This is a genomic window from Corynebacterium lactis RW2-5, assembly GCF_001274895.1.
GTDB classification, from domain to species: Bacteria; Actinomycetota; Actinomycetes; order Mycobacteriales; family Mycobacteriaceae; genus Corynebacterium; species Corynebacterium lactis.
In genome coordinates, this window is sequence record NZ_CP006841.1 from 724,636 (window position 1) to 748,635 (window position 24,000).

Annotated in this window: 18 protein-coding genes and 1 tRNA gene; 14 read left to right on the plus strand and 5 right to left on the minus strand. The window is 64.1% G+C overall.

Annotated features, from left to right (window positions below; all coding sequences use genetic code 11):
* Position 1 precedes the first annotated feature (1 nt).
* Positions 2–787 (plus strand): peptidyl-tRNA hydrolase, encoded by a 786-nt coding sequence (locus tag CLAC_RS03045; RefSeq protein WP_245621953.1) that lies wholly within the window; start codon positions 2–4, stop codon positions 785–787.
* On the opposite strand, the gene CLAC_RS03050 is transcribed toward CLAC_RS03045, so the two are convergent.
* From CLAC_RS03050 to CLAC_RS03060, 3 genes are all read right to left on the minus strand, one after another.
* On the minus strand, positions 784–2,364 hold the full coding sequence (locus CLAC_RS03050; RefSeq protein WP_053411637.1) for an AMP-binding protein: 1,581 nt from the start codon (positions 2,362–2,364) through the stop codon (positions 784–786). The two genes, CLAC_RS03045 and CLAC_RS03050, sit on opposite strands and share 4 nt — an antisense overlap.
* Before the next feature lie 139 nt (positions 2,365–2,503).
* Entirely contained in the window at positions 2,504–4,534 is a 2,031-nt protein-coding gene (locus tag CLAC_RS03055) for an ATP-dependent DNA helicase (RefSeq protein WP_245622004.1), read from the minus strand.
* A 61-nt stretch (positions 4,535–4,595) separates the two neighbouring features.
* Positions 4,596–5,906, minus strand: a complete 1,311-nt coding sequence (locus CLAC_RS03060) for a nicotinate phosphoribosyltransferase (RefSeq protein WP_053411638.1) — start codon at positions 5,904–5,906, stop codon at positions 4,596–4,598.
* Positions 5,907–5,965: 59 nt separating this feature from the next.
* Here CLAC_RS03060 and clpS point away from each other — a divergent pair, with 59 nt between their 5' ends.
* The 8 genes from clpS to CLAC_RS03100 all read left to right on the plus strand — a co-directional run bounded on the left by clpS (position 5,966) and on the right by CLAC_RS03100 (position 11,905).
* The gene (clpS, locus tag CLAC_RS03065; RefSeq protein ID WP_053411639.1) at positions 5,966–6,259 is read left to right on the plus strand and encodes an ATP-dependent Clp protease adapter ClpS; all 294 of its coding nucleotides are present in this window, start codon (positions 5,966–5,968) and stop codon (positions 6,257–6,259) included.
* Between the two features lie 25 nt (positions 6,260–6,284).
* Entirely contained in the window at positions 6,285–6,836 is a 552-nt protein-coding gene (locus tag CLAC_RS03070) for a DUF2017 domain-containing protein (RefSeq protein WP_053411640.1), read from the plus strand.
* A gap of 9 nt (positions 6,837–6,845) precedes the next feature.
* A complete protein-coding gene (locus CLAC_RS03075; protein ID WP_082313065.1) occupies positions 6,846–7,943 on the plus strand; it encodes a P1 family peptidase in 1,098 nt (365 codons plus the stop codon).
* A gap of 46 nt (positions 7,944–7,989) precedes the next feature.
* Positions 7,990–8,679: a rhomboid family intramembrane serine protease gene (locus CLAC_RS03080; protein WP_245621954.1), complete on the plus strand. Its 690-nt coding sequence runs from the start codon at positions 7,990–7,992 to the stop codon at positions 8,677–8,679.
* Between the two features lie 24 nt (positions 8,680–8,703).
* Positions 8,704–9,537 carry a glutamate racemase gene (gene murI / locus CLAC_RS03085; protein ID WP_053411641.1) on the plus strand — a complete coding sequence of 278 codons (834 nt, stop codon included), beginning with the start codon at positions 8,704–8,706 and terminating at the stop codon, positions 9,535–9,537.
* Between the two features lie 73 nt (positions 9,538–9,610).
* Positions 9,611–10,396: an MBL fold metallo-hydrolase gene (locus CLAC_RS03090; RefSeq protein ID WP_053411642.1), complete on the plus strand. Its 786-nt coding sequence runs from the start codon at positions 9,611–9,613 to the stop codon at positions 10,394–10,396.
* Positions 10,397–10,445: 49 nt separating this feature from the next.
* A complete protein-coding gene (rph, locus tag CLAC_RS03095) occupies positions 10,446–11,207 on the plus strand; it encodes a ribonuclease PH (RefSeq protein WP_053411643.1) in 762 nt (253 codons plus the stop codon).
* On the plus strand, positions 11,204–11,905 hold the full coding sequence (locus CLAC_RS03100) for a non-canonical purine NTP pyrophosphatase (RefSeq protein WP_053411644.1): 702 nt from the start codon (positions 11,204–11,206) through the stop codon (positions 11,903–11,905). The genes rph and CLAC_RS03100 overlap by 4 nt, the downstream gene beginning before the upstream one ends.
* A gap of 39 nt (positions 11,906–11,944) precedes the next feature.
* Here CLAC_RS03100 and CLAC_RS03105 read toward each other — a convergent pair whose 3' ends face one another.
* Entirely contained in the window at positions 11,945–12,310 is a 366-nt protein-coding gene (locus CLAC_RS03105) for a DUF3817 domain-containing protein (RefSeq protein ID WP_053411645.1), read from the minus strand.
* A 72-nt stretch (positions 12,311–12,382) separates the two neighbouring features.
* A complete protein-coding gene (locus tag CLAC_RS03110) occupies positions 12,383–12,748 on the minus strand; it encodes a hypothetical protein (protein WP_053411646.1) in 366 nt (121 codons plus the stop codon).
* A 150-nt stretch (positions 12,749–12,898) separates the two neighbouring features.
* On the opposite strand from CLAC_RS03110, the gene CLAC_RS03115 reads away from it, so the two are divergent.
* From CLAC_RS03115 to acpS, 5 genes are all read left to right on the plus strand, one after another.
* Positions 12,899–12,983, plus strand: a tRNA-Leu gene (locus CLAC_RS03115).
* A gap of 482 nt (positions 12,984–13,465) precedes the next feature.
* Positions 13,466–13,726, plus strand: a complete 261-nt coding sequence (locus CLAC_RS03120; RefSeq protein ID WP_053411647.1) for a hypothetical protein — start codon at positions 13,466–13,468, stop codon at positions 13,724–13,726.
* A 79-nt stretch (positions 13,727–13,805) separates the two neighbouring features.
* Positions 13,806–14,039: a rhodanese-like domain-containing protein gene (locus CLAC_RS03125; protein WP_053411648.1), complete on the plus strand. Its 234-nt coding sequence runs from the start codon at positions 13,806–13,808 to the stop codon at positions 14,037–14,039.
* A 406-nt stretch (positions 14,040–14,445) separates the two neighbouring features.
* Entirely contained in the window at positions 14,446–23,580 is a 9,135-nt protein-coding gene (locus CLAC_RS03130; protein WP_053411649.1) for a type I polyketide synthase, read from the plus strand.
* A 12-nt stretch (positions 23,581–23,592) separates the two neighbouring features.
* Positions 23,593–23,997: a holo-ACP synthase AcpS gene (gene acpS, locus CLAC_RS03135; protein ID WP_053411650.1), complete on the plus strand. Its 405-nt coding sequence runs from the start codon at positions 23,593–23,595 to the stop codon at positions 23,995–23,997.
* Positions 23,998–24,000 lie beyond the last annotated feature (3 nt).

The window sequence follows — 24,000 nt, forward strand, 5'->3', positions numbered from 1 at the left end:
AGTGGTCAACCCAAATGACGGCGGTGAGATTTCGGCGCCGAACACTGGGCCAAAGACTGCACCAGATTGGTTCCGAGCCGCGCATTCGCTTCTGCCGCACCCAGAGTATCGAGACCCTGGCGAGGACGAGCCTTGGGCCATGCCCATTGTCCTCGAGATTGCGAAAAAGGATAAGCCATCGCGCACGGCCTTGCTGGAGGCATCGGCCATCGCGGTGGTTGCCTGCTGCCTCGACCCGCGAGCGGCTGACGGCACGTCGGCGTACCGAGAAGGTCTGGTGTCCTGGTACGGGGCTCGAATCCGAAAGCTCTCGCGCCGCGCCCGCAATGTGGGCTGGGACCGCGCGCAACTGGCGCCGGGCGTCACCGCCGAAGTTTCCGGAGCCCGTGCCCGCGCCCTCGTCCCCACACCTGTAGCCGAGGTTTACCCAGAGGTGGCCAAGTTACAAATTTCGGGTACAGATCTGCCTCACGACGAATCTTCCGTCGCCACCGATGCGGGGCAGACGGTAGAGGGCATGGCTCCCACCATTTGGGTCGACCGCGATCTGAACATGTCGGTGGGCAAGGTCGCGGCCCAGGTCGGTCACGGGTCGATGCTCTTCGCCGCGACGCTGTCGGTGCAGCAGGCCTGGGAATGGGCTCAAAACGAGTACGCGCTGCGAGTGCGGGAAGTCCCGAGGGAGCAGTGGCCTGACGCAGAGTCGCGGGCGGTGGAGGTCCGCGACGCCGGCTTCACTGAAATCGCGCCAGGCTCGGTCACCGTTGCGGTGACGCTAGGGTCCTAGCCCCGCGCGGCCTCCATAGCTTTCAGATCTTTGCGCAGGATCTTGCCGGTGGCTGACTTCGGGATGGCATCCATGAACTCCACGGCGCGGACCTTCTTGTAAGGGGCCACGCGCTCGGCAACAAATTCCATGACCTCGTCGGCGGTTAGGGACTTGCCCTCCTGAACCACCACGTAAGCCTTCGGGATTTCCTCACCGTCGGACTGGCGAATCACGCCGCTGCAGGCGGCATCGGCGATGTCAGGGTGGCCGAGGAGAACCGACTCCAGCTCCGCTGGTGGGACCTGGTAGCCCTTGTACTTAATCAGTTCCTTAAAACGGTCGACGATATAGACGTTGCCGTGGCTGTCCAGCTCGGCGATATCGCCGGTGCGTAGCCAGCCGTCGACAAGCGTGGCGGCGGTGGCTTCGGGGTTATTGAGGTAGCCGACCATGACCTGGGGGCCTCGGATCCACAGCTCGCCGGGCTCGGAGCGGCCCTCGCGCGGCGGATCGATTTCGAGGAGCTGCTCGGTTTCTACATCGACTATTTTGTACTCGGTGTTTGGGACGGCGCGACCGATGGAATCCAGGGGGCTGTCGTGGCCGATGCGGATATGCGCGGCGGGGGAGGACTCGGTCATGCCGTACCCTTGCGCCATCACGCAGTCGAGGCGCTTCTCGACCTGCGATGCGAGATCTAGCTGTAGGGACGCAGCGCCGGAGAAGATCGTCTCCAGGGAGGACAAGTCGTAGTTGTCCACCGCAGGATGCTTGGCCAGGCCCACGGCGATTGGCGGAGCGATGAAGGCGAATTTCGCGCGGTGTTCCTGGATAATACCGAGGAAGTCCAGCAGGTCGAATTTCGCCATCGTGTACTGCGTCGCGCGGCGGTAGAGGCAGAGGTTGAGCAGAGCGGTCAGCCCGTAGATATGGAAGAAGGGCAGCACGGTCACCGCGGGGGTGTCCTCGCGGAGCGCTTCCTCGGTGGCGGCGCCCGCCTGGAGTACATTCGCGATGAGGTTGCGGTGGGTCAACTGCACGCCCTTCGGTACTCCAGTGGTGCCGGAGGAAAACGGGATGACGGCGATGTCGTCGCCCAGGACATCGACGTCAGGGGCGGTGTGTCCTTCGGCTAGCATCTCGCCCATGCCGTGCAGACCGGTTAGTCCGATGATGCGCTCGGGCGGAAGCCCCGCGCTTTCCGCACCGCGGGCTCCGGCCCAGCCAATCGACGAGGTCGTCAGCATCATAGTCGCGCCCGATGCCTTAATCTGCTTCTCTACGTCCTCCGCTGTGGCGAGTGATGCGACCGTGGTGCACGTCGCTCCTGCGCGCAGGATTCCGTGAAGGGCGACGGCGAACGTTGTGGAGTTCGGGCAGTGCAGGGCCACGACATCGCCCTGCTTAATTCCGCGGTGAGCCAGCGCCCCGGCGAAGGCCTCGATGTCGGACTTCAGTTCCCGGAAGGTGGCCTGTGAGCCAGAATCTACGATGGCCAGCTTGTTTTCATGACGCTCGTCGAGCTCTCCGAAGAGCAGATCGAAGAGCGAGTAGTCCGGAATCTCCAGTGATGGCAGGTTGCTGGTCAGCGGCATTGCTTAAGGTTCCCTCCGTCGAAAATGGAAAAAGCGCAGGCTTTAGCAGCCTCGGCACAAATAACTGTGTTGCGCATCACATTAGTGGTGGAAAGTAACTGCCGCGGTAGTTTTCCGAAATAGGCCGCGCCAAAAATTATTAAGACTTAAACCGCTTCTGCACCAGACGCTCAAGAGCCCCCGTCGCAACGCTCAAATCAGTCGTGCGCCAGAAGTCCGGCATGGACGCGGCGATCCAGGACCCGTACCGGGCCGTCGCCAAGCGAGAATCCAGCACTGCAACCACGCCGCGGTCGTTGACACTGCGTAGCAGCCGGCCCGCGCCCTGCGCCATCAGCAAGGCGGCGTGAGTTGCGGAGACCTCCATGAAACCGTTGCGGCCGGCGGCCTTCGCGGCGTCGGCACGCGCGGACAGCAGCGGATCGTCGGGGCGGGGGAAGGGGATGCGGTCGATGAGAACGCAGGACAGGGAAGGACCGGGAACGTCGACGCCCTGCCAGAGGGTCAGGGTGCCGAATAGGCAGGTGTTCTCGCTGGCTGCGAACTTGTCTACCAGGGCGCCGATGGAATCATCGCCCTGGCACAGTACGTCGAAGGGCAGGCGCGAGCGCATCTCCTCGGCCGCAGCCTCGGCGCCGCGGCGCGAGGAAAATAGCCCCAGTGTACGGCCACCGGCGGCCCGGATCAGCTTCTCCATGATGTCGAACTGCTCCGGAGTCGCTCCATCACGCCCGGGCTTGGGCAAATCCCGCGCGACATACAGGATCCCGGATTTCTGGGGATCAAAGGGCGTGCCGACGTCCATGCCGTCCCACGCCCCGGAGGGCAGCCCCCACGCGGCCGCCATCGAGTCGAATTTTCCGCCGAGCGCCAGCGTCGCCGAGGTGAGCACCACCGTGGACTCGCCGAAGAGCTTGTTGCGTAGCAGGTCAGCGACGGAAAGCGGGGCCACATAGATGGCGGAGCGCTCGCCGAGCCACACAACGTCGTCGGAGTTAAACTCCAGGATCCTCGCCACAGTGTCGTGCATGTTCTCCACCGCTGCGCGGACGGTCTGGCGCTCGGTCGACTCGGAGCTCTGCGTAGATCCCGGGCCGTCGGAGGCGCTCAGGCTCGACCCGGAGCCGCTGCCATTTGAGCCGCTCGAGCTGCCAGAGCCGCCGGTCTTCGCCAACACGGTCTGCAGCTGCCACAGAGCATCGCGCACCGAGGCCAGGGCCATGCCCAATTCCCCGGGGATTTCCTCCAGGGCGCCCGAGTGGGCGTCGGCAAGCGAGGAGACGATTTCGGAGAGCATGTCCGTCGCATCGGTAAGGGCGGCGATTTCCTCGGCGGCCCCGAATTTCTTGGCGCGGCGGGCCATCATCGCGATGCCGGTAGGCGAGAGCTCGTCCGTGGCGACGGAGGTGATGCGCGCGTCGAGTTCGTGCGCCTCGTCGACGACCACGCACTCGTGCTCGGGGAGGATCATCGCCTCGGAGAGCGCATCAATCGCCAGAAGGGCGTGGTTGGTCACGACGATATCGACGTTTGCGGCCTCGCGCCGGGCGGCCTCGGCGAAGCAGGACTCGCCGAAGGGACAGCTAACCGCGCCGACGCACTCGCGGGCGGTGACGGATACCTGCCGCCAGGCCTCGTTGGAAACGCCCTTGTCCAGGCTGTCGCGGTCGCCGGTGTCGGTCTCTGAGGACCATTCGCGCAGCCTCATCACATCCGCGGCGGTGCGGCTCAGCTGCGCGGGCTCGATGAGTGCGGCGGGCTCGCCGTCGGCGTTCGGATCCTCCGGGTCGGCTGCGACGTTATTGACCTTGTTCTGGCACAGGTAATTCGAGCGGCCCTTCAAAATCGCGAAGGTAGGCGTGCGGTTTAGCAGTGGCTCTAAGGATTTGACCAGGCGCGGCAGGTCGCGTTCGACGAGCTGGCGCTGCAGAGCAATAGTCGCGGTGGAAATAATGACGGATTGCTCCGACTCCATTGCCTGCACAATCGCAGGAATCAGGTATGCCAGTGACTTGCCCGTTCCTGTTCCTGCCTGCACCGCGAGGTGACGCTGCCGATCGAATGCGCTGGCCACAGCGCGGGCCATCTTGACCTGATTCGGGCGCGTGGCACCTCCGAGGCCTTTGACAGCCGCGGCCAAGAGCCCCTCGATGTGGTCGCCGTCGCTGATACTCGTCCCGAGACCTTCGTTTTCCTGCGTCACCTTGTCCGACACTAACTTTCAGGCCGCCTTAGACGCCGTGGAAGCGGACGGAGATGACCGGCTCGTCCTTCGACAGAGCGAGGCCCTCCCATGGCAGCGTGACCAGGACCTTCGCCAAGTGCGCGCGGGATTCCTCCAGCGTGGGCAGACCCTCGACCACCTCTCCGTCGCGCATTAGCGGCACGGTCAGCTCGCGGTGCTTCAAATTGCCGACTTCCGGCTTTTCGCTGCCGAGCGGGTAGGCAATCTCCTCGACCGCAGTTCCGGAGCGGCGGCAGGTGCGAATTGCGGCCTTCGCGCCGCCGTGGCTGTGCTTATCGCGCGAACGCTTTGCGACGGGTACGCCGTCGACCTCCACCATCTTGTAGACCAGACCGGCCGTCGGTGCCCCGGAGCCGGTGACCACGGAAGTGCCAACACCGTAGACATCCACGGGCTCGGCCCGCAGCGCCGCGATGGCGAATTCGTCCAGGTCGGAGGAGACCACGATGTTGGTGTTGTGCGCACCGAGGGAATCGAGCTGCTGGCGGACCTGGCGGGCGAGGACACCCAGGTCACCGGAGTCGATGCGGACGCCGCCCAGCTCGGGGCCTGCGACCTCGATGGCCGTGTTGACACCCTCTGTGATGTCGTAGGTGTCCACCAGGAGCACGGTGTCAATGCCGAGTGTGTCGATCTGGGCTTTAAAAGCCGCGGCCTCATTAGGAGTGCCGTCCGGGTTGGTGTGCAGCAGAGTCCACGCGTGCGCGGCGGTGCCGGAGGCCGGAATCTTGTAACGAGCCGCGGCCTCCAGGTTGCTGGTGGCGCTAAACCCCGCCAGATAGGTGGCACGAGCGGCAGACACCGCGGCCTCTTCATTGGTGCGGCGCGAGCCCATCTCAATAATCGGGCGCCCGCCGGCGGCCGTAACCATGCGGGTCGCTGCGGAGGCAATTGCGGAGTCCGAGTTGAGGATGGACAGGATAACGGTCTCCAGAATCACGCACTCCGCAAAAGTGCCGCGAACTACAAGAATCGGCGAGGCGGGAAAGTAGAGCTCGCCCTCTCGGTAGCCGTCAATCTGTCCCGTGAACTTGTAATTGCGCAGGTAGTCCAGTGTGTGCTCATCCAAAAAGTCGAGCGACGCCAGCTGCTCTTCGGTGAAGCGGAAGTTACGTACGGCCTCCAATACACGCGCGGTGCCCGCCACGACTCCGTAGCGACGCTCGTTCGGGAGTCTGCGCCCGAATACCTCGAAGGCGCACTGGCGGTGCGCAGAGCCGTCGGCGAGCGACGCCTGCAGCATGGTCAGCTCGTACTTGTCGGTCAGCAGGGCGGTGGAGGTGTACGTATCAGTCACGCGCCCAAGTCTAGTCGGGGCGGCGGATTACACGGAAGAAACGTACTATCCTGGGGCGTATGAGCATGCCAGCAGCAACACCGATGCCCACGATGGACGCCGATGTCGTCACCGAATCGAACCGACCCTGGCAGTGCATCGTGTGGGATGACCAGGTCAATTCCATGAGCTACGTCACCTACGTGTTCCAGATGCTCTTCGGCATGGACCGCAAGAAGGCCCACGCGCTAATGATGACGGTCCATACCGAGGGCAAGGCTATCGTTTCCTCAGGCGAACGCGACAAGGTCGAAGCTGACGTGAAGAAGCTGCACAAGGCCGGGCTCTGGGCCACCATGCAGCAGGCGGACTAGACAAGATAAGCGGGAGAATTTAGCTATGCGTCCATGGAAGCGTAAGAAGTCGATTCTCGGCGGCGGCGCCAAGTATGTCACCACCTTCGAGCCTGCCGAGCGGGATCTGCTGCTGAATCTCGCCTCCACCGTTGCTGATGCTTTCATGGAGCGTGCCCGCACCGCGCCGAAGGACGAGCTAGCGGAGCTCACCGGCATGCCGGTGGGGCACTCCGAGGCGCCCGAAGATCCTCGCATGGCGCGCCTGCTGCCGGACTTTTCCAAGCCGGGCGAGGAATCCGTCGAAGGCGAAAACGCCCTCATGCGCCAGCTTCACGAATCGGACATTGTTACGGACAAGCTGCACGCGCTGCGCTCCATCATTGACGCAATTGAGTCCAATGAATCCGGGCAGGTAACGATCACCGAAAATGATGCTCACGCATGGGTTGCCGGCATCAACGATCTGCGCATTTACCTTCATGTCTCCATGGAGGGCCTGCACGGCTCACTCGAGCAGGTTGAACAGACTGATGCCATGTACCAGTGGCTTTCCTACAACCAGGAATCCCTGCTCGATCAGCTCATGGGCGAGTAGCCTCGACGTATGACCGAGTCTCTTCCCGAGCCTGCGAACGCTCTCAATCCCGACCTCCAATCGCTCCTTCCTCGACACGCCTCGAGCACGCCCTTCGGCAGCTGTTTCGAGATTGGCCCGGGCTCTCTGTCCGGCATTGACGGAATTTCGCTGGGGCATGCGAGCGCGGGGGACACCGGCGTGACTGTGATCGCTGCCCCCAGCGGTGCGGTTGCCGCCGTCGACGTCCGCGGCGGCGGTCCCGGTACCCGCGAGACTGACCTTCTGGCTCCCGAGAACACCGTCGAGCGCGCCCACGCCATCGTCCTATCCGGCGGATCTGCCTTTGGCCTGGCCACCGCTGATGGCGTCATGCGCGCGCTCCGCGAGCGCGGCCTGGGATTCGAGGTCACCCCGTCCCGCCCCGACGTCATCGTGCCAATCGTCCCCGGCGCCGTCATCTTCGACCTTCTTCTCGGCGAGCCCACCGTCCCCACCGCCGACCTAGGCCGCGAGGCCCTAAATCGCGCGCTTTCCGACGGCCCGGACACGGCCTCGGGCAGCATCGGCGGAGGGACAGGGGCAATGGCCGGTGCAATCAAGGGTGGTTTCGGCCAGGCTAGAGTCACATCTGCAGACGGGAAGTACTGGGTGGCCGCAGGTATGGTCGTCAACTCCTTCGGCGCAGTCATTGATGCCGAGGGCCGACTGTTCGGGCTACCGGAGGGGCCCCAAGTGTCGCCTCAGTCGCTTCAGTCGCTGGATAAGGTATTCGTCGGGCGAAGCAAGGTTTTGGTCGAGCCCGCCTCGGCGGGGCAGACGTCGGCAAGCGTGCGAAACACAACAATCGGCTGCGTAATCACAAACGCGCCGCTGTCGGCGCCTCAGCTAAAACGGCTGGCGATGACGGGACATGACGGGCTGGCCAGGGCGATTCGTCCCGCGCACGCCCCGATGGACGGCGACACCCTCTTCGCGCTAAGCACGGCTGAGCCCGAGGGAGCGACCCCAGAGGTAGTTGCGCTGCTGTCCGCGATGACCGCCGATGCGGTGCAATTCGCTATCGTCGATGCTGTTGCCAGCGCCACCGGGCGTGGCGGCGTTGCATCGATGGGCGAACTAGAATAAGCCGAACTTGAGCGAAAAACTTAAGCGAAGAAGGTGAGTGACGGCGATGACCGATTACTTCAGCCGGAATGCCGGATACCGCAGCCCGGGAAGCTCGCCGTATAACGGGGCGATGGGCTCGCCCTCGGGTGGCCAGCTTTCGCGGCGCCAATCGGGGCAGCTGATGCCTCGCGATCGTGATGGCGGAATCGGGTCGGCTTTGGGTACCGCGATAGGCTTCCTCGTCCTCATTTGGGTCGTATTCTTCGTGGACCAGTACGTTTTCTTCGGTGAGCTGCGCAATTTTGGCGTCCAGCCGAGGGACACCTCCACGTGGTGGGGCATCTTCTTTGCGCCTCTGTTGCACGCGAATTTGTCGCACCTGATGGCCAACTCGCTGCCAGGAGCGTTGTTTGCCGGGCTGATTGCGCTGTCGTCTAAACGCCTCTTCTGGCAGGTAACGCTTCTGGTTACGGTTGTCGGAGGCGGTCTTACATGGCTGCTCGGTGGCATCAACACGGTGCACATCGGAGCGTCGGGACTAATTTACGGTTGGCTCGCGTTTCTCATCGTGCGTGGCTTTGTGAACCGGCGAGCGTGGCAGATTCTTCTCGGAATCGTGTTGGCCTCGACCTACTCGGGCCTGATTTGGGGTGTTTTGCCCACGCAGATGGCCGTCAGCTGGCAGATGCACCTGTTTGGCGGACTCGCCGGTATCTGGGCCGCGGTGATGTTTAAGAGGGGCAGGCAGAATTAAAGTGAGGCCAGGAGGCGCCGAAAAATGACCGAAAGTGCAGGCCACGAGGTACCCGATCGTACCGCTCCAATCGGAGTTTTTGACTCTGGGGTCGGCGGGCTGACCGTAGCTCGAGCGATCATGGATCAGCTACCGCACGAGTCGATGATTTACATCGGCGATACCGCGAATGGCCCCTACGGACCCCTGAAGATCGCCCAGGTACGCAAGCACGCGGAAGCCATCGCCGACGATCTTGTCGAACGCGGCTGCAAAATGATTGTGATCGCCTGCAATACCGCCTCGGCAGCCTTCCTGCGGGATGCTCGCGAACGATACCCGGTCCCCGTCGCCGAGGTAATTCTGCCCGCAGTGCGCCGCGCCGTATCGACGACGCGAAACGGCAAGGTGGGGGTCATCGGAACGAGCGCCACGATACGTTCCCGTGCCTATCAGGACCTGTTCGACGCGGTTCCCGGGGTAGATGTTTCGGCCGTGGATTGCCCGCGATTCGTGGACTTCGTCGAGCGGGGAATAACCTCGGGGCGCCAGATCCTGGGACTGACGGAGGGGTATCTGGCTCCTCTTCAGGCGGATGGCGTCGACACCTTGGTACTCGGATGTACCCACTATCCGCTGCTGTCCGGTGTGATTCAGCTGGCGATGGGGGACAACGTGACGCTGGTCTCCTCGGCAGAGGAGACCTCCAAGGACGTCCTTCGAATCCTCACTGAGGCGGATATGTTGGCGGACCCGGAGGAGGACCCGGCGCCGGTGCGGAGTTTCGAGTCCACGGGCGATCCGCAGACGTTTGCTGCGCTCGCACACCGCTTTCTGGGCCCAGGTATTAACCAGGTCACTATGCACGGCAGAGTGTGAGCTTTCTTATTTATCAGTAGCGCTGAACCAGTTTCCCTCTACTTTTTGACTCCGAACGTGGCAAGCTTGAACTATGCGAGTGAAGGTACTGGGATGCACGGGCAGCATGGGAGGCCCGTTGGCGCCAGCGTCTGGCTACTTTGTACAGCTGGATAACGGCAGCTCCTTCGTGATGGACATGGGGCCCGGCGTCCTCGCCGAGCTGCAGAAGATTGCCGACCCGGCCGCCTGTGACCTCGTTCTTTCGCATGTGCACCCTGACCACACGGCAGACATCCCCGGCTTGCTGGTCTGGCGTCGCTTCCATCCCACCGCTCCCGCGAAGTCCAAGAACCTTTTCGTCGGTCCGGACGATATCTGGGAGCGCATCGGTGCCCTCTGTGCGGCCACGGGAGATGAAGGGGACCGCGACTTGTCCGACACCTTCGACAACGTCGTCGCACGCCCCGGCCAACCCCTGATGATCGGCGGTTCCGAAGTAGACGGTGGGGCCGTCGTCACGCCCTATCCGATGGTGCACCCGGTGCCGACCGTGGGCTACCGCGTGGAGGCAGACGGGTTTGTCGTCGCGTACTCGGGAGATACCGCGTGGACCGATGCGCTAGTAGACCTGGCCCGAGATGCCGATGTCTTCATCTGCGAGGCCACATGGTGTAAAAAGACCGACGGCGTGCCTCCGAACATGCACATGTCGGGCTACGAAGCCGGCCAGGCGGCGAGTCTCGCCGGGGTCAAGAAGCTCGTGCTCACCCATATCCCTCCGTATGCGGATGGGCAAGAGGCGCTCGAGGCCGCCCGCACCACCTTCGACGGCGAGATTGAGCTGGCCTACCTGGGCCAGGAGTTCGGCAGCGACTAGCCGTAAACCCTCTGCTCGCGAGTACCCTTGCGCCGGTAGGGTAGTGGGCATGACTGAATTTAATTCCGATTTCCGCCGCGCAGACGGTCGCGCACTCGACGAGATGCGCAAAGTGACCATCACCCGCGGCTTCACCGATAACCCGGCGGGCTCCGTGCTGGTTACTTTCGGCAACACCCGAGTGATGTGTACCGCCTCCGTGGAGCAGTCCGTACCACGCTTCAAGCGCGATTCCGGCGAGGGTTGGCTGACCGCCGAGTACTCGATGCTGCCGGCATCTACTCATGAGCGCATGCCGCGCGAGTCCATGAAGGGCAAGGTCAAGGGCCGCACCCACGAGATTTCCCGCCTAATCGGACGCTCGCTGCGCGCCGCCGTGGATTTGAAGGAACTCGGCGAGAACACCATCAACATCGACTGTGACGTGTTGCAGGCCGATGGTGGTACCCGCACCGCCTCCATCACCGGCGCCTACGTCGCGCTTGCCGACGCCCTGACGTACTTGCACGCAGCCGGCGCCGTGCCGGGAACGCCGCTGAAGGCCCCAGTTGCCGCAGTATCCGTCGGAATTATCGACGGCCGCGTCTGCCTGGACCTCCCCTATGAGGAGGACTCCCGCGCAGAGGTTGACCTGAACGTGGTCATGACCGCCGAGGGCAAGTTCGTCGAGATTCAGGGCACTGGCGAGGAAGGCACCTTCGACCGTGTCCAGCTGAACCAGATGCTCGACTCCGCGGAGAAGGGCCTGCGTGAGCTGATTGCTGTCCAGCAGGAAGTCCTGCGCGCTCCCTACCCGGGGAAGCTGCCGTGAAGCTCCTCGTAGCAAGCCGAAACGCCAAGAAGCTGGCCGAGCTGGACCGAATCCTGCGTGCCGAGGGCATCGAGTCGGTGGAACTGCTCTCGCTCGCCGATGTCGATGAGTACCCTGAGCGCCCCGAGGATGGCCGCACTTTCGCCGATAATGCTTTCATCAAGGCCATCGACGGTGCCGCCTATACCGGTCTTGCATGCTTGGCTGATGATTCGGGTCTGAGCGTCGACGAGCTAAACGGGATGCCGGGTGTGCTCTCCGCGCGTTGGGCCGGCGGGCACGGAGATGATGTCGCAAACTATGAGCTGCTTCTTGCGCAGATCTCTGACACTCCGGATGAGCGTCGCACCGGCGCGTTCCGCTCCACCTGCGCGCTTGTAGTGCCCTCACTTGGCGATGTCGCCGGGGCACAGAAGGCGCTTGCCGACGCAGGTTTCCCGGCGGTCATCGATGATTCCGGTAACCTCCTGCTGGTAGTCGAGGGCCGCTGGCCCGGCACTATTCTGCGTCAGCCGGTAGGGGACAACGGGTTCGGTTACGATCCGATTTTCGCTCCGCTTCCCGAAGAAGGCGGCAGTGACGATGGAACTCTATCCGCGGCACAGCTAAGCGCCGAAGCCAAGGACGAGTACAGCCACAGGGGGCGTGCGCTGCGTGCCTTGGCGCCGGCGCTGAAAATTCTCGCTGAGTTGGCCTAAAAAGGAGGTCTAGCCGCGGTGCGTTTTTTTGGGGGGGCTTTACTTCAGCTTGAAAGCAACCTCGACCTCATCGCGGCGCTTGCGCTCCACGATGAAAGACAGGAAGGGTACGACGCCTCCGAGCGCGGTGACCATCCACTTTGATGGCTCCCACCGAGCCCTGGTTCCAAGATTCACTACAGCGATCAGAAAAGCCATATAACCGTAGCCATGGATGATTGCGATTATTGTAAACCAACGAGGTTTAGCGGTATCTAGCCCGAAATCCAGCCCGATTATGCCGTAAATGGTAATCATAGCCGCGACTAGAAGTAGCAGCATGACACCGGTGAAGTAAGCGGTGATGGAGAAAAACGTCAGGGCCTTCTTCACACGCTCGCGACGGTTTGGATTGATGGTGTTCACTAAAAGTCCTTTGCTTTGAGTTTGTGCCTAGTTCTTGATACCTGGGGGGGAGTTCAGGCTGGGCCCGAACAACTAGTTGGTGGAGGGGCGAGGATGCTTGCGCGTCCCGTCCGGGTTGGTCGGAAGGAAATCGTCCGGAATCTCAGTCATTACGGCTGGATCTTCTGAGATGGCAGCTTCCTCATTGCCCTCAAGCCGTTCCTTTTCGTAGGCCATGTACTTTCTATAGGCCCAGATGAAGAAAAGGCCGAACGCCGGCCATTGCAGTGCGTAACCCAAGTTTTGGAAGGAACTAGTGGTGTTCCACCTGCTGAACTGCCAATATGCCAGTGCGATGGTCGCCCCGACCAAAATGATTAGGAATGTCAGCTGCACCGCACGAGTGCGAGCGGGAATTTTTACCGGTTGCTGATTGGCTTCAGACTGCTGTGTGGACACAACTCCACCATAGCTAGTGTGCCGATTATGAGCGCATCACTGGGGGCGCTAGTAGTTTCCGCTATTAGGAAATCTGCGACCGAGACGTTAAAGTATGAAAAGCCTAGACTGGGATAGGGATTGAATCAGTATCCTGGCTAGAGCGAATAAGCGCCTGTGGCGGAATTGGCAGACGCGCTGGATTTAGGTTCCAGTGTCTTATGACGTGGGAGTTCAAGTCTCCCCAGGCGCACCAATTCTAGAAAACCTCCTGGACGATAAGCCCAGGAGGTTTTGTTTTTGGGCGGAAAACGCCCGATACACGCTGTTGTGAAATCCTAATGATTTCCGTATGAAAACTAGGGTCCGCTACGAAACGCCTGGCGCGTCGAGTTGCGAGTATTCGCCGTGACATAGCCGCGTTGCCGTGTCGGAAGCCTTCGGTCTGCACCGCATGTTGCTCGCGGCGGTGCAATCGTCGGCGCGCGCATAGTCTCGACTTCGACGGCAGCGTAGTCCGTTCCCTGGCTTTGGGGGCTGGCGCTGGTTGGTTTCGGCGTATCGGTGACGGCTCCGATGTGTTTTTCCACCTTGGCTCTTAGTGCTCATGGCTCGCGCCTGGACGATATGGTCGCGCGGGTGATTCTCTTCAACTATGGCGGTTGAGGCTGTCGGCGGGTCCTAGTGATACTGGATTGAGGACGTTATAAAAATCGACCAAGCCCTAGGGGTAAGAAAATGAAGAAACCTCTGGCACTCGCTGCGTCCGCACTGTTCCTGACCGCTGCGGCGTGTTCCGGTGGAAGCTCGACGGAGGCGGCCAAGACCGTGACGTTCGCCGATGACGATCGCATTCAGGCCGGCTACCTGGGTGCGAATATCAAGGGTGAGGGCACGGTCACCTGCAAGATTGAGCACGAGGGACGGGTAGTCGCGGAGTCCAACCAGACTGGCAACTACGCCTACGTCAATTGCCCGATTGAGCGCGACCTCGACTAGCGTTGCAGGTATTCTGAGGCGGTCGAGGCCCTAGCGGGCCTGTCGTAAGCCACTTATCTGCAGGAAGGAGCAGGGGGGAATGAGTATTTCGATGCATCTGGACGAGTACATGGAGAGTCGGGGTATTACGCCGGACGATACCGTGGTCGTCGATGACCCCTGCTCGGTTTTTGACGGCAGGGTGGAGCGCTCGGAGAAGCTGGACAATCCGGCATCTCAATTACCACTTCCTGTGTCGGGGGATAGCGCGGACGAGGAGTCGGAGCGGCGCCTTGCCGCGGCGGAGGACTCGCTGAAGAAGCTTATGGACTGACCCGAGGCCGAGGCTCTCGCATATGAGGGCTCGGCGTGGCGCTACCGGAGTGATATTTGTCACTAAAACTACTTCTGGTAGCGCTATTTTTATGCGCTTTTTCTTCGGGGTGTGCGTCGGCTGTGGATCCTTGTTTGGGGATGGTCGACGGAATTGTATTGCCTTAAAAATTAATTCTCGCCAGCGCTGTTCTAATTCTTGAACTGACTGGGGTGCCGCTTCTGGCGGTCGTTCTGCCTTGGGCTTGTCTTGTATGTGTAAAAACATACACAAGGCAAACACTGTTCCCTGTGGGATGGAAAACATGATGGAATCCTCATGATTTTGTGGCATATTGTTCTGACGAATATTCGGACACAAAACTTTGTCCGGAGTCCACACTTCGTCAGCAAAGGACATAACCCACGTGAAATTCGAGCAGATTGCCGCCCAGTCCCGTAGCGATGCCTCCGAGATTGCACCCTTCGCCGTAACCTTTGCAGGTCAGTCCCTGCCCTGGTTGGACACCTTGGCCGAGTCCATCGCCGCGGGCGCCGACACCGGAATCCGAGCATCTCTCGCCGAGTCTGACAATCGCCTCTTGCCGCTTGCCGACGAAATGGCGGGCCAGCTCCCGGACGGCTTCGACCCCTTTGGCTGGGCCAGCCCCGCAGAGGGCGAAACCCCGTTTTCGGGCGATGCCCTGACCCCGGCGACCAGTGTGCCGGGCATTTTCCTGGCGCAGCTTGGAGTCATCGAGCAGCTGGCAGCCCAGGGGATCTACCTCGCCGACGCAGTCGCCGCTGTCGGACATTCCCAGGGCGTGCTGGCGGCAGAGGTATTCGACGCCCCGGAGCGCGTCGAAGAGCTCATTTCCCTGTCCCGCCTGATTGGCGTGGCTTGCTCGCGCTTTACCCGTGCCGCGGGATTCGGTCGCGCGCCGATGCTCAGCGTCTCCGGCCTGACCACGCAGGAGCTGGAGCCGCTGCTGGATTCCGGATGCGTCATCGGCCTGCGCAATACCCGCACCACGAACGTCGTAATCGGTCCCGACAAAGAACTGGAGACCCTGCAGCAGAAGCTGGAGAGAGTGGGCTCCGCGGCCGGTTCCGAGCCTGGCAAGGGAAATGTTGAGGTCTCGTGGGAGCGCCTGAATGTCGCAGGAGCCTTCCACCACCCGGCGCTCGAGCCAGCTGCCCAGTGGGTTGCTGCGCGCGCGACAGCCGTAGGCATCGACTTCGAGTTCGCCAACCGCATCGCGCGTACTATTCTCGTCGATCCGATCGATTGGTCCGCCGATGTCCGGGGCCTGATTGATGCCGGCGCCACCACGCTGCTGGACCTGGGACCTGCTGCCGGCGTCGCAAAGCTGACCCGAGACAACGCCCGCGGCTACGGTGCTGTGGTGATCTCCGCGGCGACCGCGCAGGGGCAGCGGCAGCTATTCGAAAGCTCATCGGCAATCGCGCATCCGAAGCCATGGAGCGAGTTCGCGCCGCGGCTGGTCTCGGGGACCGCGCAAGGGGCGGGGGCTCCGCGTGTGGAGACGAAGTTCACCAAGCTGACCGGGCGCTCGCCAATCATCCTCGGCGGCATGACTCCGACGACCGTCGACCCGCAGATTGTCGCAGCGGCGGCGAACGCGGGCTACTGGGCCGAGCTTGCCGGTGGCGGCCAGGTCACCCCTGAGATCTTCGAAGCCAACATTTCGCGACTGGCGGAGCTGTTGGACGAGGGGCGCAGCGCACAGTTCAACACCATGTTCCTCGACCCCTACCTGTGGGGCATGCACATCGGTCAGCGACGCCTGGTTCCGCGCGCGGTCGCCGCAGGCCGTCCGATTGACGGGGTGACCATCTCCGCAGGCATCCCCGAGGTCGAAGAGGCGGTGAAGCTGGTCGCGGAGCTGCGCGCCGGAGGCATCCCGCACATCGCTTTCAAGCCGGGAACGGTAGGCCAGATCCGCTCGGTGCTCGCCATCGCGGACGCGCTGGAGGACGAGGGAACCGAGTACCCAATCATCATCCAGGTCGAAGGAGGTCGCGCCGGCGGTCACCACTCCTGGGAAGAGCTCGACGAACTGCTGATTCGCACCTACGCGGAGATCCGCGAGCGCGACGTGGTCCTCGCAGTGGGAGGCGGAATCGGCAAGCCGGAGCAGGCTAGCGATTACCTGCTGGGCACCTGGTCCAAGACCTACGGGCTGGCACCGATGCCGGTTGACGCGATTATCATCGGCACCGCCGCGATGGCCGCGAAGGAATCCACCGCGTCTGCGGGTGTTAAGCAGCTGCTGGTCGATACTGTCGGCACCGACAAGTGGGTTGCCTCTGGTACTGCCACCGAGGGAATGGCCTCCGGTCGCAGCCAGCTTGGCGCGGACATCCACGAGATCGACAATTCCGCGGCGCGCGCCGGGCGCCTCCTCGATGAGGTCGCCGGCGATGCAGAGGCCGTCTCGGCGCGACGGGACGAGATCATTGCCGCCATCGACGCGACTGCGAAGCCGTACTTCGGCGACGTGGAGAACATGACCTACGCCGCGCTCCTGGATCGCTACCTCGAGCTGTGTGCGCCGGACGACGAGTTCATCGACCCGACCTGGGCGAGCCGCTTCGTCGGCCTGGTCGACCACGTGGAGGCACGCCTGAGCGAGGTCGACGAGGGCTCCTTCACCGCTATGGCTGACGAGGACGCTCTGCGGGGCGCTCCCCGCGCGGAAATTGCAAGGCTGTCGGGCCACCTCGCCCTCGACTCCCGTCTGCACCCGGCCGACGTGGCCTTCTTCATCAACGAGTCCTGCCGCACCCCGGGCAAACCGGTCCCATTCGTGCCGGTCATCGGCGCCGATGTCCGCCGCTGGTGGCGCTCCGACTCCCTGTGGCAGGCCCATGACTCCCGTTACGACGCCGACGGCGTCTGCATCATCCCCGGCCCTGCTGCGGTCGCCGGAATCACGCGTGCCGACGAGCCCGTTGCTGAGATTCTGGGGCGCTTCGAGCAGGCTGCGGCGAAGGCGCTAGCCGACGCGGGCAATCTGCCTGGCGCCCTCGATGATCTTCTCACTCGCATCTTGAATGCCCCCGCGGTCTGGTGGGCCGGGCGACAGCAGGCCAACCCTGCGTTGGCGCTGGGCCCCGAGTCCGAGTGGATCTGCGTTTCCGTAAACGCAGATGGCGCCGAGCGCCTCGAACACCCTGGCACTGGTGCAGTGCTGGAGAACGCCAACGAGCAGCAGCCGGGCAATGACACTGCAGGCATTGCTGACACTGCGATTCTGACCGTCCCACTGAAGGACTCCGCGCCCGCCGAGCAGCAGCTCCGCCTGGTCATGCGACTGTCCGAGGACAAAGGGGCCCTCCCCGTCGTCACGCGAAGCGACGCGGCGGGAGCCATGCGCGAGCTGACGAAGATTGCGGCTGGCGGCGAACTGGCCGAGGTCACGGATGGAGTGGCGACCTGGCAATCGCAGTGGAACCCGCTGGATGCAGCCGATTATGACGCGGTGACTTCCGCGCCGGGGACCAAGGGGGAGACGGCTCCCGACATCCTGGTGGGGCATGCGTGGCCCGCGATTTTCTCTGCGGTCTCAGATGCGACGACCGATGCCGGTGAGGACGTCGTTGAGGGCATGCTGGCCCTGGTCCACCTTGAGCACCACATCCGGATGCTCGGCGACTTGCCGGAGCAGCAGACGACCCTGACCGTCACTGTGCACGTGGATGAGGTCGTCGACACTGACCTGGGGCGCGTCGTCGTCATACGCGCCGAGATCGCCGACGGCGAGCGCGAGGTGGCAACACTGTCCGAGCGGTTCGCCATCCGGGGCCGCAACGGCTCCGAGACCGCCAAGACCAACACCGTTCCTTTCCCGACTGTGCAGGACACCCCGCGTAGCCATCGCGGCACCCTGACCGTGACCGCGCCGACCACAATGAAGCCCTTTGCTGTCGTCACCGGTGACCGCAACCCGATCCACGTCGACGACCGCGCGGCTGCCCTGGCGGGCTTGCCGGGTGTCATCGTCCACGGCATGTGGCTTTCCGCCATGGCCGAGCACGCGGCTGTGGCGGCATCGGACGCCGGTATCGGCAACCGAGTCATCGAGTTCACCGCGACGATGATGAGCCCGGTCCTGCCGGGGCAGAAGGTGCTCTTTAACGTTGAGCGCCGGGGCTTCGACACTCGCCCGGGCGCGGGCGAGGTTCGCGAGATCACCGCTACTGTAAGCGGCGAGCTAGTCCTTACCGCTACCGCAGTAATCGCGGCGCCGACCAGCGTGTACGCCTTCCCCGGGCAGGGTATTCAGACGCGCGGTATGGGCCTTGCCGCCCGCACCCGCAGCGCCGCGGCCCGCAAGGTCTGGGATAACGCCGACCGTGTTACCCGGCAGAAACTGGGCTTCTCCGTGCTCGCAATCGTGCGCGATAATCCCACCGAGGTCACTGTCGACGGTGTGCGCTACTTCCACCCGGAGGGCGTGCTCAACCTGACCCAGTTCACCCAGGTGTCCATGGCAACCCTGGGGCTGGCCCAGGCCGCTGAGCTGCGCGAGGCCGGACTGTTGGACGAGGCCGCATACTTCGCCGGTCACTCCGTCGGCGAGTACAACGCCCTGGCGGCGTTCGCAGGCGCGCTGGACGCTGATGCCGTGCTGGAGGTCGTCTACCGCCGAGGTCTGACCATGCACTCGTTGGTTCCGCGCGACGAAAACGGCCGTTCCAACTACGGACTGTCTGCGCTACGCCCGGACAAGATCGGCGTCGCCGAAAACGAAGTTATCGACTTCGTCGCCGCAGTCGCGGAGGAAACCGGCGAGTTCCTTGAGGTCGTGAACCTGAACCTGGCCGGCAAGCAGTACGCCGTCGCAGGCACGGTCAAGGGCCTGGCCGCTCTCGCCGACGAGGCCGCCCGCCGCAGCCCCGACGGCAAGGGCTACGTGCGCATCCCGGGCATCGACGTGCCCTTCCACTCCCGCGTCCTTCGCGACGGTGTGGACTCCTTCCGCGCCCATCTCGACCGCCTGCTGCCCGCCGAAATCGACCCGGATCGCCTCGTTGGCCGCTACATCCCGAACCTGACCGCCACCTGCTTCGAGCTCACCGAGGCTTTTGTTCGCCAGATGGCCGAGGTCGCCGAGTCGGAAATCCTCGACGATATCCTCGCCGACTTCGCCGCCGCGGCCGCCAACCCGGCGCGCCTGGCCCGTACGCTGCTCGTCGAGCTTCTGGCCTGGCAGTTCTGCTCGCCCGTGCGCTGGATTGAGACCCAGGATCTGCTTTTCGACGCTCTCGGCGTCACCCGCTTTATCGAGGTGGGCGTGGGCACAGCGCCGACCCTGGCGAACCTGGCGGCCCGAACTGCAGGCCTGCCACGTCACGCCAGCCGCGATATCAGCGTTCTCAACGTCGAGCGAGACGCCGATGCGGTGTTCATGCGCGACGAGGTCCAGCCTGAACCGAAGGAAGCAGACGAGGACTCTGCAGTGGACTCTGATGCGGCAGCCTCAGCTGCTGTGACCAAGACCCTGCCTGAGGCACCCGAGCGCACCCAGGAGATTCCCGAGGCTCCGGCACCGGCCGCACCGGCAGCACCGGCGGGAGCGGCCGGCTCGCCGAATCAGGCAGCCGCAGGAACCGTGCGCCCGGACGACATCACCGTCACCCCGGCGCAGGCACTGGAGGTCCTAATTTGCCAGTGGACGAAGGTCCGCCCAGACCAGCTGGGTGCCGCAGATTCCATTGAGACCCTGGTCGATGGCGTGTCTTCGCGCCGCAATCAGCTGTTGCTGGACCTCGGCGTCGAGTTCGGACTTGGCTCGATCGAGGGCGCCGCCGATGCGGAGCTGCCCGACCTGAAGGCCAAGATAGACGGCATGGCTCGCGGATACTCCGCCTTCGGCCCGGTTCTGTCCGAGGCGATTGCGGACGGCCTGCGCCGCGTCACAGGCCCCGCGGGTGCCCGCCCAAACCACATCGCAGATCGCGTCCGCGACACCTGGGAGCTCGGCGAGGGCTGGGCCACCGCCACCGCAGCAGAGGTCATGCTCGCCTCTCGCGATGGGGCGTCTCTGCGCGGCGGCGACCTGGCGCACCTAAGCCCTGCCGCGCCGACCTCCACCGCTGAGCTCGACCAGCTTATCGATGCCGCTGTCGTCTCCGTTGGTGCAGCCCGCGGTATCGCCGTGGCGAAACCGCAGGCCGGCGGCGGGGCAGCGGGAGTTGTAGATTCTGCGGCTCTGGACGCCTTCGCCGAGCAGGTCACCGGCTCCACCGGCGTTCTGGCCGTGGCTGCCCGCACCATCCTGGAGCAGCTTGGCCACGAGTTGACCGGCGCGATTGACTTCGATTCCGACGACGCTGACGAGACCCTCGTCGACCTGGTGGCCGCCGAGCTGGGCTCTGACTGGCCGAAGCTGGTCACGCCGCACTTTGACGCGAACAAGGCCGTCGTAATTGATGACCGCTGGGCATCGTCCCGAGAGGATCTGGCTCGCATGTGGGCTTCCACCCCCGCAGGCCTGGAGTCCGTACGACCAGCCAGCATCGACGCTTCCGCCATCGCGCAGGCCGGTTGGTGGGCACGCCGCGCAGATGCCGCCGGCCGCTCCGAGTTGGCAGCGGCCTACCGCGCGCTCGCCGAGGACGCCTCCACCGCAACAAAGGATGCGCAGGGCCTCCAGTTTGCCAGCGACGTCGCGGTCGTCACCGGCGGTTCGCCGAATTCGATTGCTGCAGCAGTGGCCGCGAAACTGCTGGAGGGAGGCGCGACCGTTATCGCGACAACCTCCAACCTCAACCACTCGCGCCTTAGCTTCTACAAGGAGCTCTACCGCACTCACGCCCGCGGCAACGCTGCGCTGTGGGTAGTGCCCGCCAACCTGTCCAGCTACCAGGATTTGGACGCCGTCATCGAGTGGATAGGCGCCGAGCAGACCACCACAATCGGCGCTGACATCGTGGTCACCAAGCCCGCGCTGGCCCCGACGCTGCTGTTTCCCTTCGCCGCGCCGCGCGTGTCCGGTTCGCTTGCCGACGCAGGCCCGGCCGCCGAAACCCAGATGCGTCTGCTGCTGTGGTCGGTGGAGCGCCTCATCGCCGGGCTCGGCAACCTGGGCGGTGACACCAACGTGGCGCACAGGCTGCATGTCGTCCTGCCGGGCTCCCCGAACCGCGGTCGCTTCGGCGGCGACGGCGCCTATGGTGAGGCCAAGGCTGCACTGGATGCGGTAGCTACCCGCTGGGGAGCGGAGGACGTCTGGGGCTCGCGGACTACGCTGGCCCACGCCCACATTGGCTGGGTGCGGGGCACCGGTCTGATGGGCGGTAACGACCCGCTGGTCGAGGCCGTCGAGGCCAAGGGTGTGCGCACGTTCTCCACCGAGGAGATGGCCGACCGTCTAATCGAGCTTGCCGGTGCGCAGACCCGCAGCCAGGCGCTTGACGCACCCGTGGTCGCTGACCTGACCGGTGGTCTCGGCGAGGCGGACCTCGATTTGTCCCGCCTGGCAGCCGACGCCGCTGCGGCTGGCAGCGGCGCTGGGAAGCAGGAGTCGTCGGAAAGCGGGGAGCGAAAGCTAAGTGCTCTGCCGAGCCTGCGCACCCCGGTGGCCCAGACTGCGCCGGACTTTGGCGGTGTCACGGTTGCGCCGGAGGACATGGTGGTCATCGTCGGTGCGGGCGAGCTGGGGCCGTATGGTTCCTCCCGTACGCGCTTCGAGGCGGAGCTCGGCGATATCTCCGCGGCGGGAATCGTGGAGCTGGCCTGGTCGATGGGACTGATTTCCTACGACAACGGTTGGCTGGACGCAGACGGTAACCCGCTGGCAGAGGCGGAGATTGCCGAGAGATACCGCGATGAGGTGCTCGGTAAGGTGGGCGTGCGCCGCTACGGCGACGACGGGGACCTGGTCAACAACACCATGACCGAGCTGACCACTGTCTACCTGGATCGCGCGCTTAGCTTCCCCGTCCGCGACCGCGCGGCGGCTGCGACCTTCGTGGACTCCGATCCGGAGCACACCACCGCGCGTCCCGACGAGGAGACCGGAGAGTGGATTGTCACCCGCGCCGCCGGAACCCCGGTACAGGTGCCGCGCCGCATGGCGATGAGCCGCTATGTCGGTGGCCAGATCCCAGAAGGCTTCGATCCGTCGCGCTACGGAATCCCGGCCGACATGATGGACAACCTGGACCGGGTGAGCTTGTGGAATATCGTCTGCACTGTTGACGCGTTCCTGGCCTCTGGTTTCGACCCGGCAGAGCTGCTCGCTGCGGTCCCCCCAAGCCGAGTGTCCTCCACGCAGGGCACCGGTATCGGTGCGATGGAATCACTGCGCAGCCTCTACATTGACGGCCTGCTCGGCCTGCCGCGGGCCAACGACGTGCTGCAGGAGGCACTGCCAAACGTAATTGCGGCACACGTCATGCAGGCCTACGTCGGCGGTTACGGTCAGATGATCCACCCGGTCGCCGCGTGTGCGACGGCCGCGGTGTCGGTGGAAGAGGGCGCCGACAAGATTGCGCTCGGCAAGGCCGACTTCGTCGTGGCCGGTGGCTTCGACGACCTGTCCACCGAGGGCATCACGGGATTCGGCGACATGGCCGCCACTGCGGACTCCGCGACAATGGACGGCAAAGGCATCGAGCGGAAGTTCTTCTCCCGCCCGAACGACCTTCGCCGCGGTGGCTTCGTGGAATCCCAGGGCGGCGGTACGGTGCTGCTGGCCCGAGGCAGCGTCGCCCGGGACATGGGCCTGCCGGTCCTCGGTGTGGTGGCCTACGCTCAGTCCTTTGCGGACGGCGCGCACACCTCGATTCCAGCGCCGGGACTGGGGGCGCTGGGCGCGGCGTGCGGCGGGGCAAGCTCTCGCCTGGCGGACTCCTTGGCAGCCCACGGAGTCTCCCCGGACGAGGTCGCAGTGCTGTCCAAGCACGACACTTCCACCAATGCCAACGACCCGAACGAGTCGGAGCTGCATGAGCGGATCGCCGATGCGCTCGGCCGCGATAAGTCCAACCCGCTGTTTGTCGTCTCGCAGAAGTCCCTGACCGGACACGCTAAGGGCGGCGCCGCGGCCTTCCAGATGATTGGCCTGACCCAGGTGCTGCGCAGCGGCATCATCCCGGCTAATCGCTCGCTGGACTGCGTCGACCCGAAGCTGGGCGTCCACGGCCGCCTGGTGTGGCCGACCGCGCCGCTGCGCTTCGGCCAGGCCCTGCCTCTGAAGGCGGGCTTCGTGACCTCGCTCGGCTTCGGACACGTCTCCGCTCTGATCGCAATCGTTCACCCGGAGGCGTTCTACCAGGCTATTTCCATCTGCAACGGCGAGCAGGCCGCAGAGCGCTGGCGTAAGGCCGCGTCCACCCGCGAGGCCGCTGGCCTGCGTCGCATCGACGACGCCATCTACGGCGGTGAGGTGCTCTTCGAGCGCCCGGAGGCACGCCGCCTCGGCGACGGCGGCGAGTTCGGCTCGCCGGAAGCACTGGAGAAGGCAGTTTTGCTTGCCGACGATGCCCGTCTCGTCGACGGTGTCCTGACCGTTGCGCCGGGCCAGCGATGATTGGAACCGACAATGATTGGGACTGATTTAGTCTACGTTCCGGTGTTCGGAGAGCAGCTCCGCGCGCCGGGCACGCGGTTCGCCCAGCAGGTCTTCGCGCCCTCAGAACTCCTGGTGGCACGTCGGCGCGGGCTGGAGGACGCGGCGTATGAGCGCCACCTGGCCGGGCGCTGGGCTGCCAAGGAGGCTCTAGTCAAGGCTTGGTCGCAGGCTGTTTTTGGAATGCAACCGCCCCTTGACCGCGACAGTCTGGACTGGCGTGAGATCGAAGTCGTCCCAGATGCGTGGGGACGAATCAGCCTGCGCGTGACGGGCCGCGCCGGTGCGGCCTTCGCGGCGCAGTTTGGTGACGAGCCCGTGACGTCGGCAAGCATCTCCCACGATGGCGACTACGCCATCGCGGTGGTGCAGCTCTAAGAC

What these genes read in the sequence shown, in the direction of transcription:
- murI (WP_053411641.1), top strand. Translation starts at nt 8,704, where the DNA reads ATGACCGAAAGTGCAGGCCACGAGGTACCCGATCGTACCGCTCCAATC.
- CLAC_RS03125 (WP_053411648.1), top strand. Translation starts at nt 13,806, where the DNA reads ATGAGTATTTCGATGCATCTGGACGAGTACATGGAGAGTCGGGGTATT.
- CLAC_RS03070 (WP_053411640.1), top strand. Translation starts at nt 6,285, where the DNA reads ATGCGTCCATGGAAGCGTAAGAAGTCGATTCTCGGCGGCGGCGCCAAG.
- CLAC_RS03080 (WP_245621954.1), top strand. Translation starts at nt 7,990, where the DNA reads ATGACCGATTACTTCAGCCGGAATGCCGGATACCGCAGCCCGGGAAGC.
- CLAC_RS03050 (WP_053411637.1), bottom strand. Translation starts at nt 2,364, where the DNA reads ATGCCGCTGACCAGCAACCTGCCATCACTGGAGATTCCGGACTACTCG.
- CLAC_RS03120 (WP_053411647.1), top strand. Translation starts at nt 13,466, where the DNA reads ATGAAGAAACCTCTGGCACTCGCTGCGTCCGCACTGTTCCTGACCGCT.
- clpS (WP_053411639.1), top strand. Translation starts at nt 5,966, where the DNA reads ATGAGCATGCCAGCAGCAACACCGATGCCCACGATGGACGCCGATGTC.
- CLAC_RS03075 (WP_082313065.1), top strand. Translation starts at nt 6,846, where the DNA reads ATGACCGAGTCTCTTCCCGAGCCTGCGAACGCTCTCAATCCCGACCTC.
- CLAC_RS03090 (WP_053411642.1), top strand. Translation starts at nt 9,611, where the DNA reads ATGCGAGTGAAGGTACTGGGATGCACGGGCAGCATGGGAGGCCCGTTG.
- rph (WP_053411643.1), top strand. Translation starts at nt 10,446, where the DNA reads ATGACTGAATTTAATTCCGATTTCCGCCGCGCAGACGGTCGCGCACTC.
- acpS (WP_053411650.1), top strand. Translation starts at nt 23,593, where the DNA reads ATGATTGGGACTGATTTAGTCTACGTTCCGGTGTTCGGAGAGCAGCTC.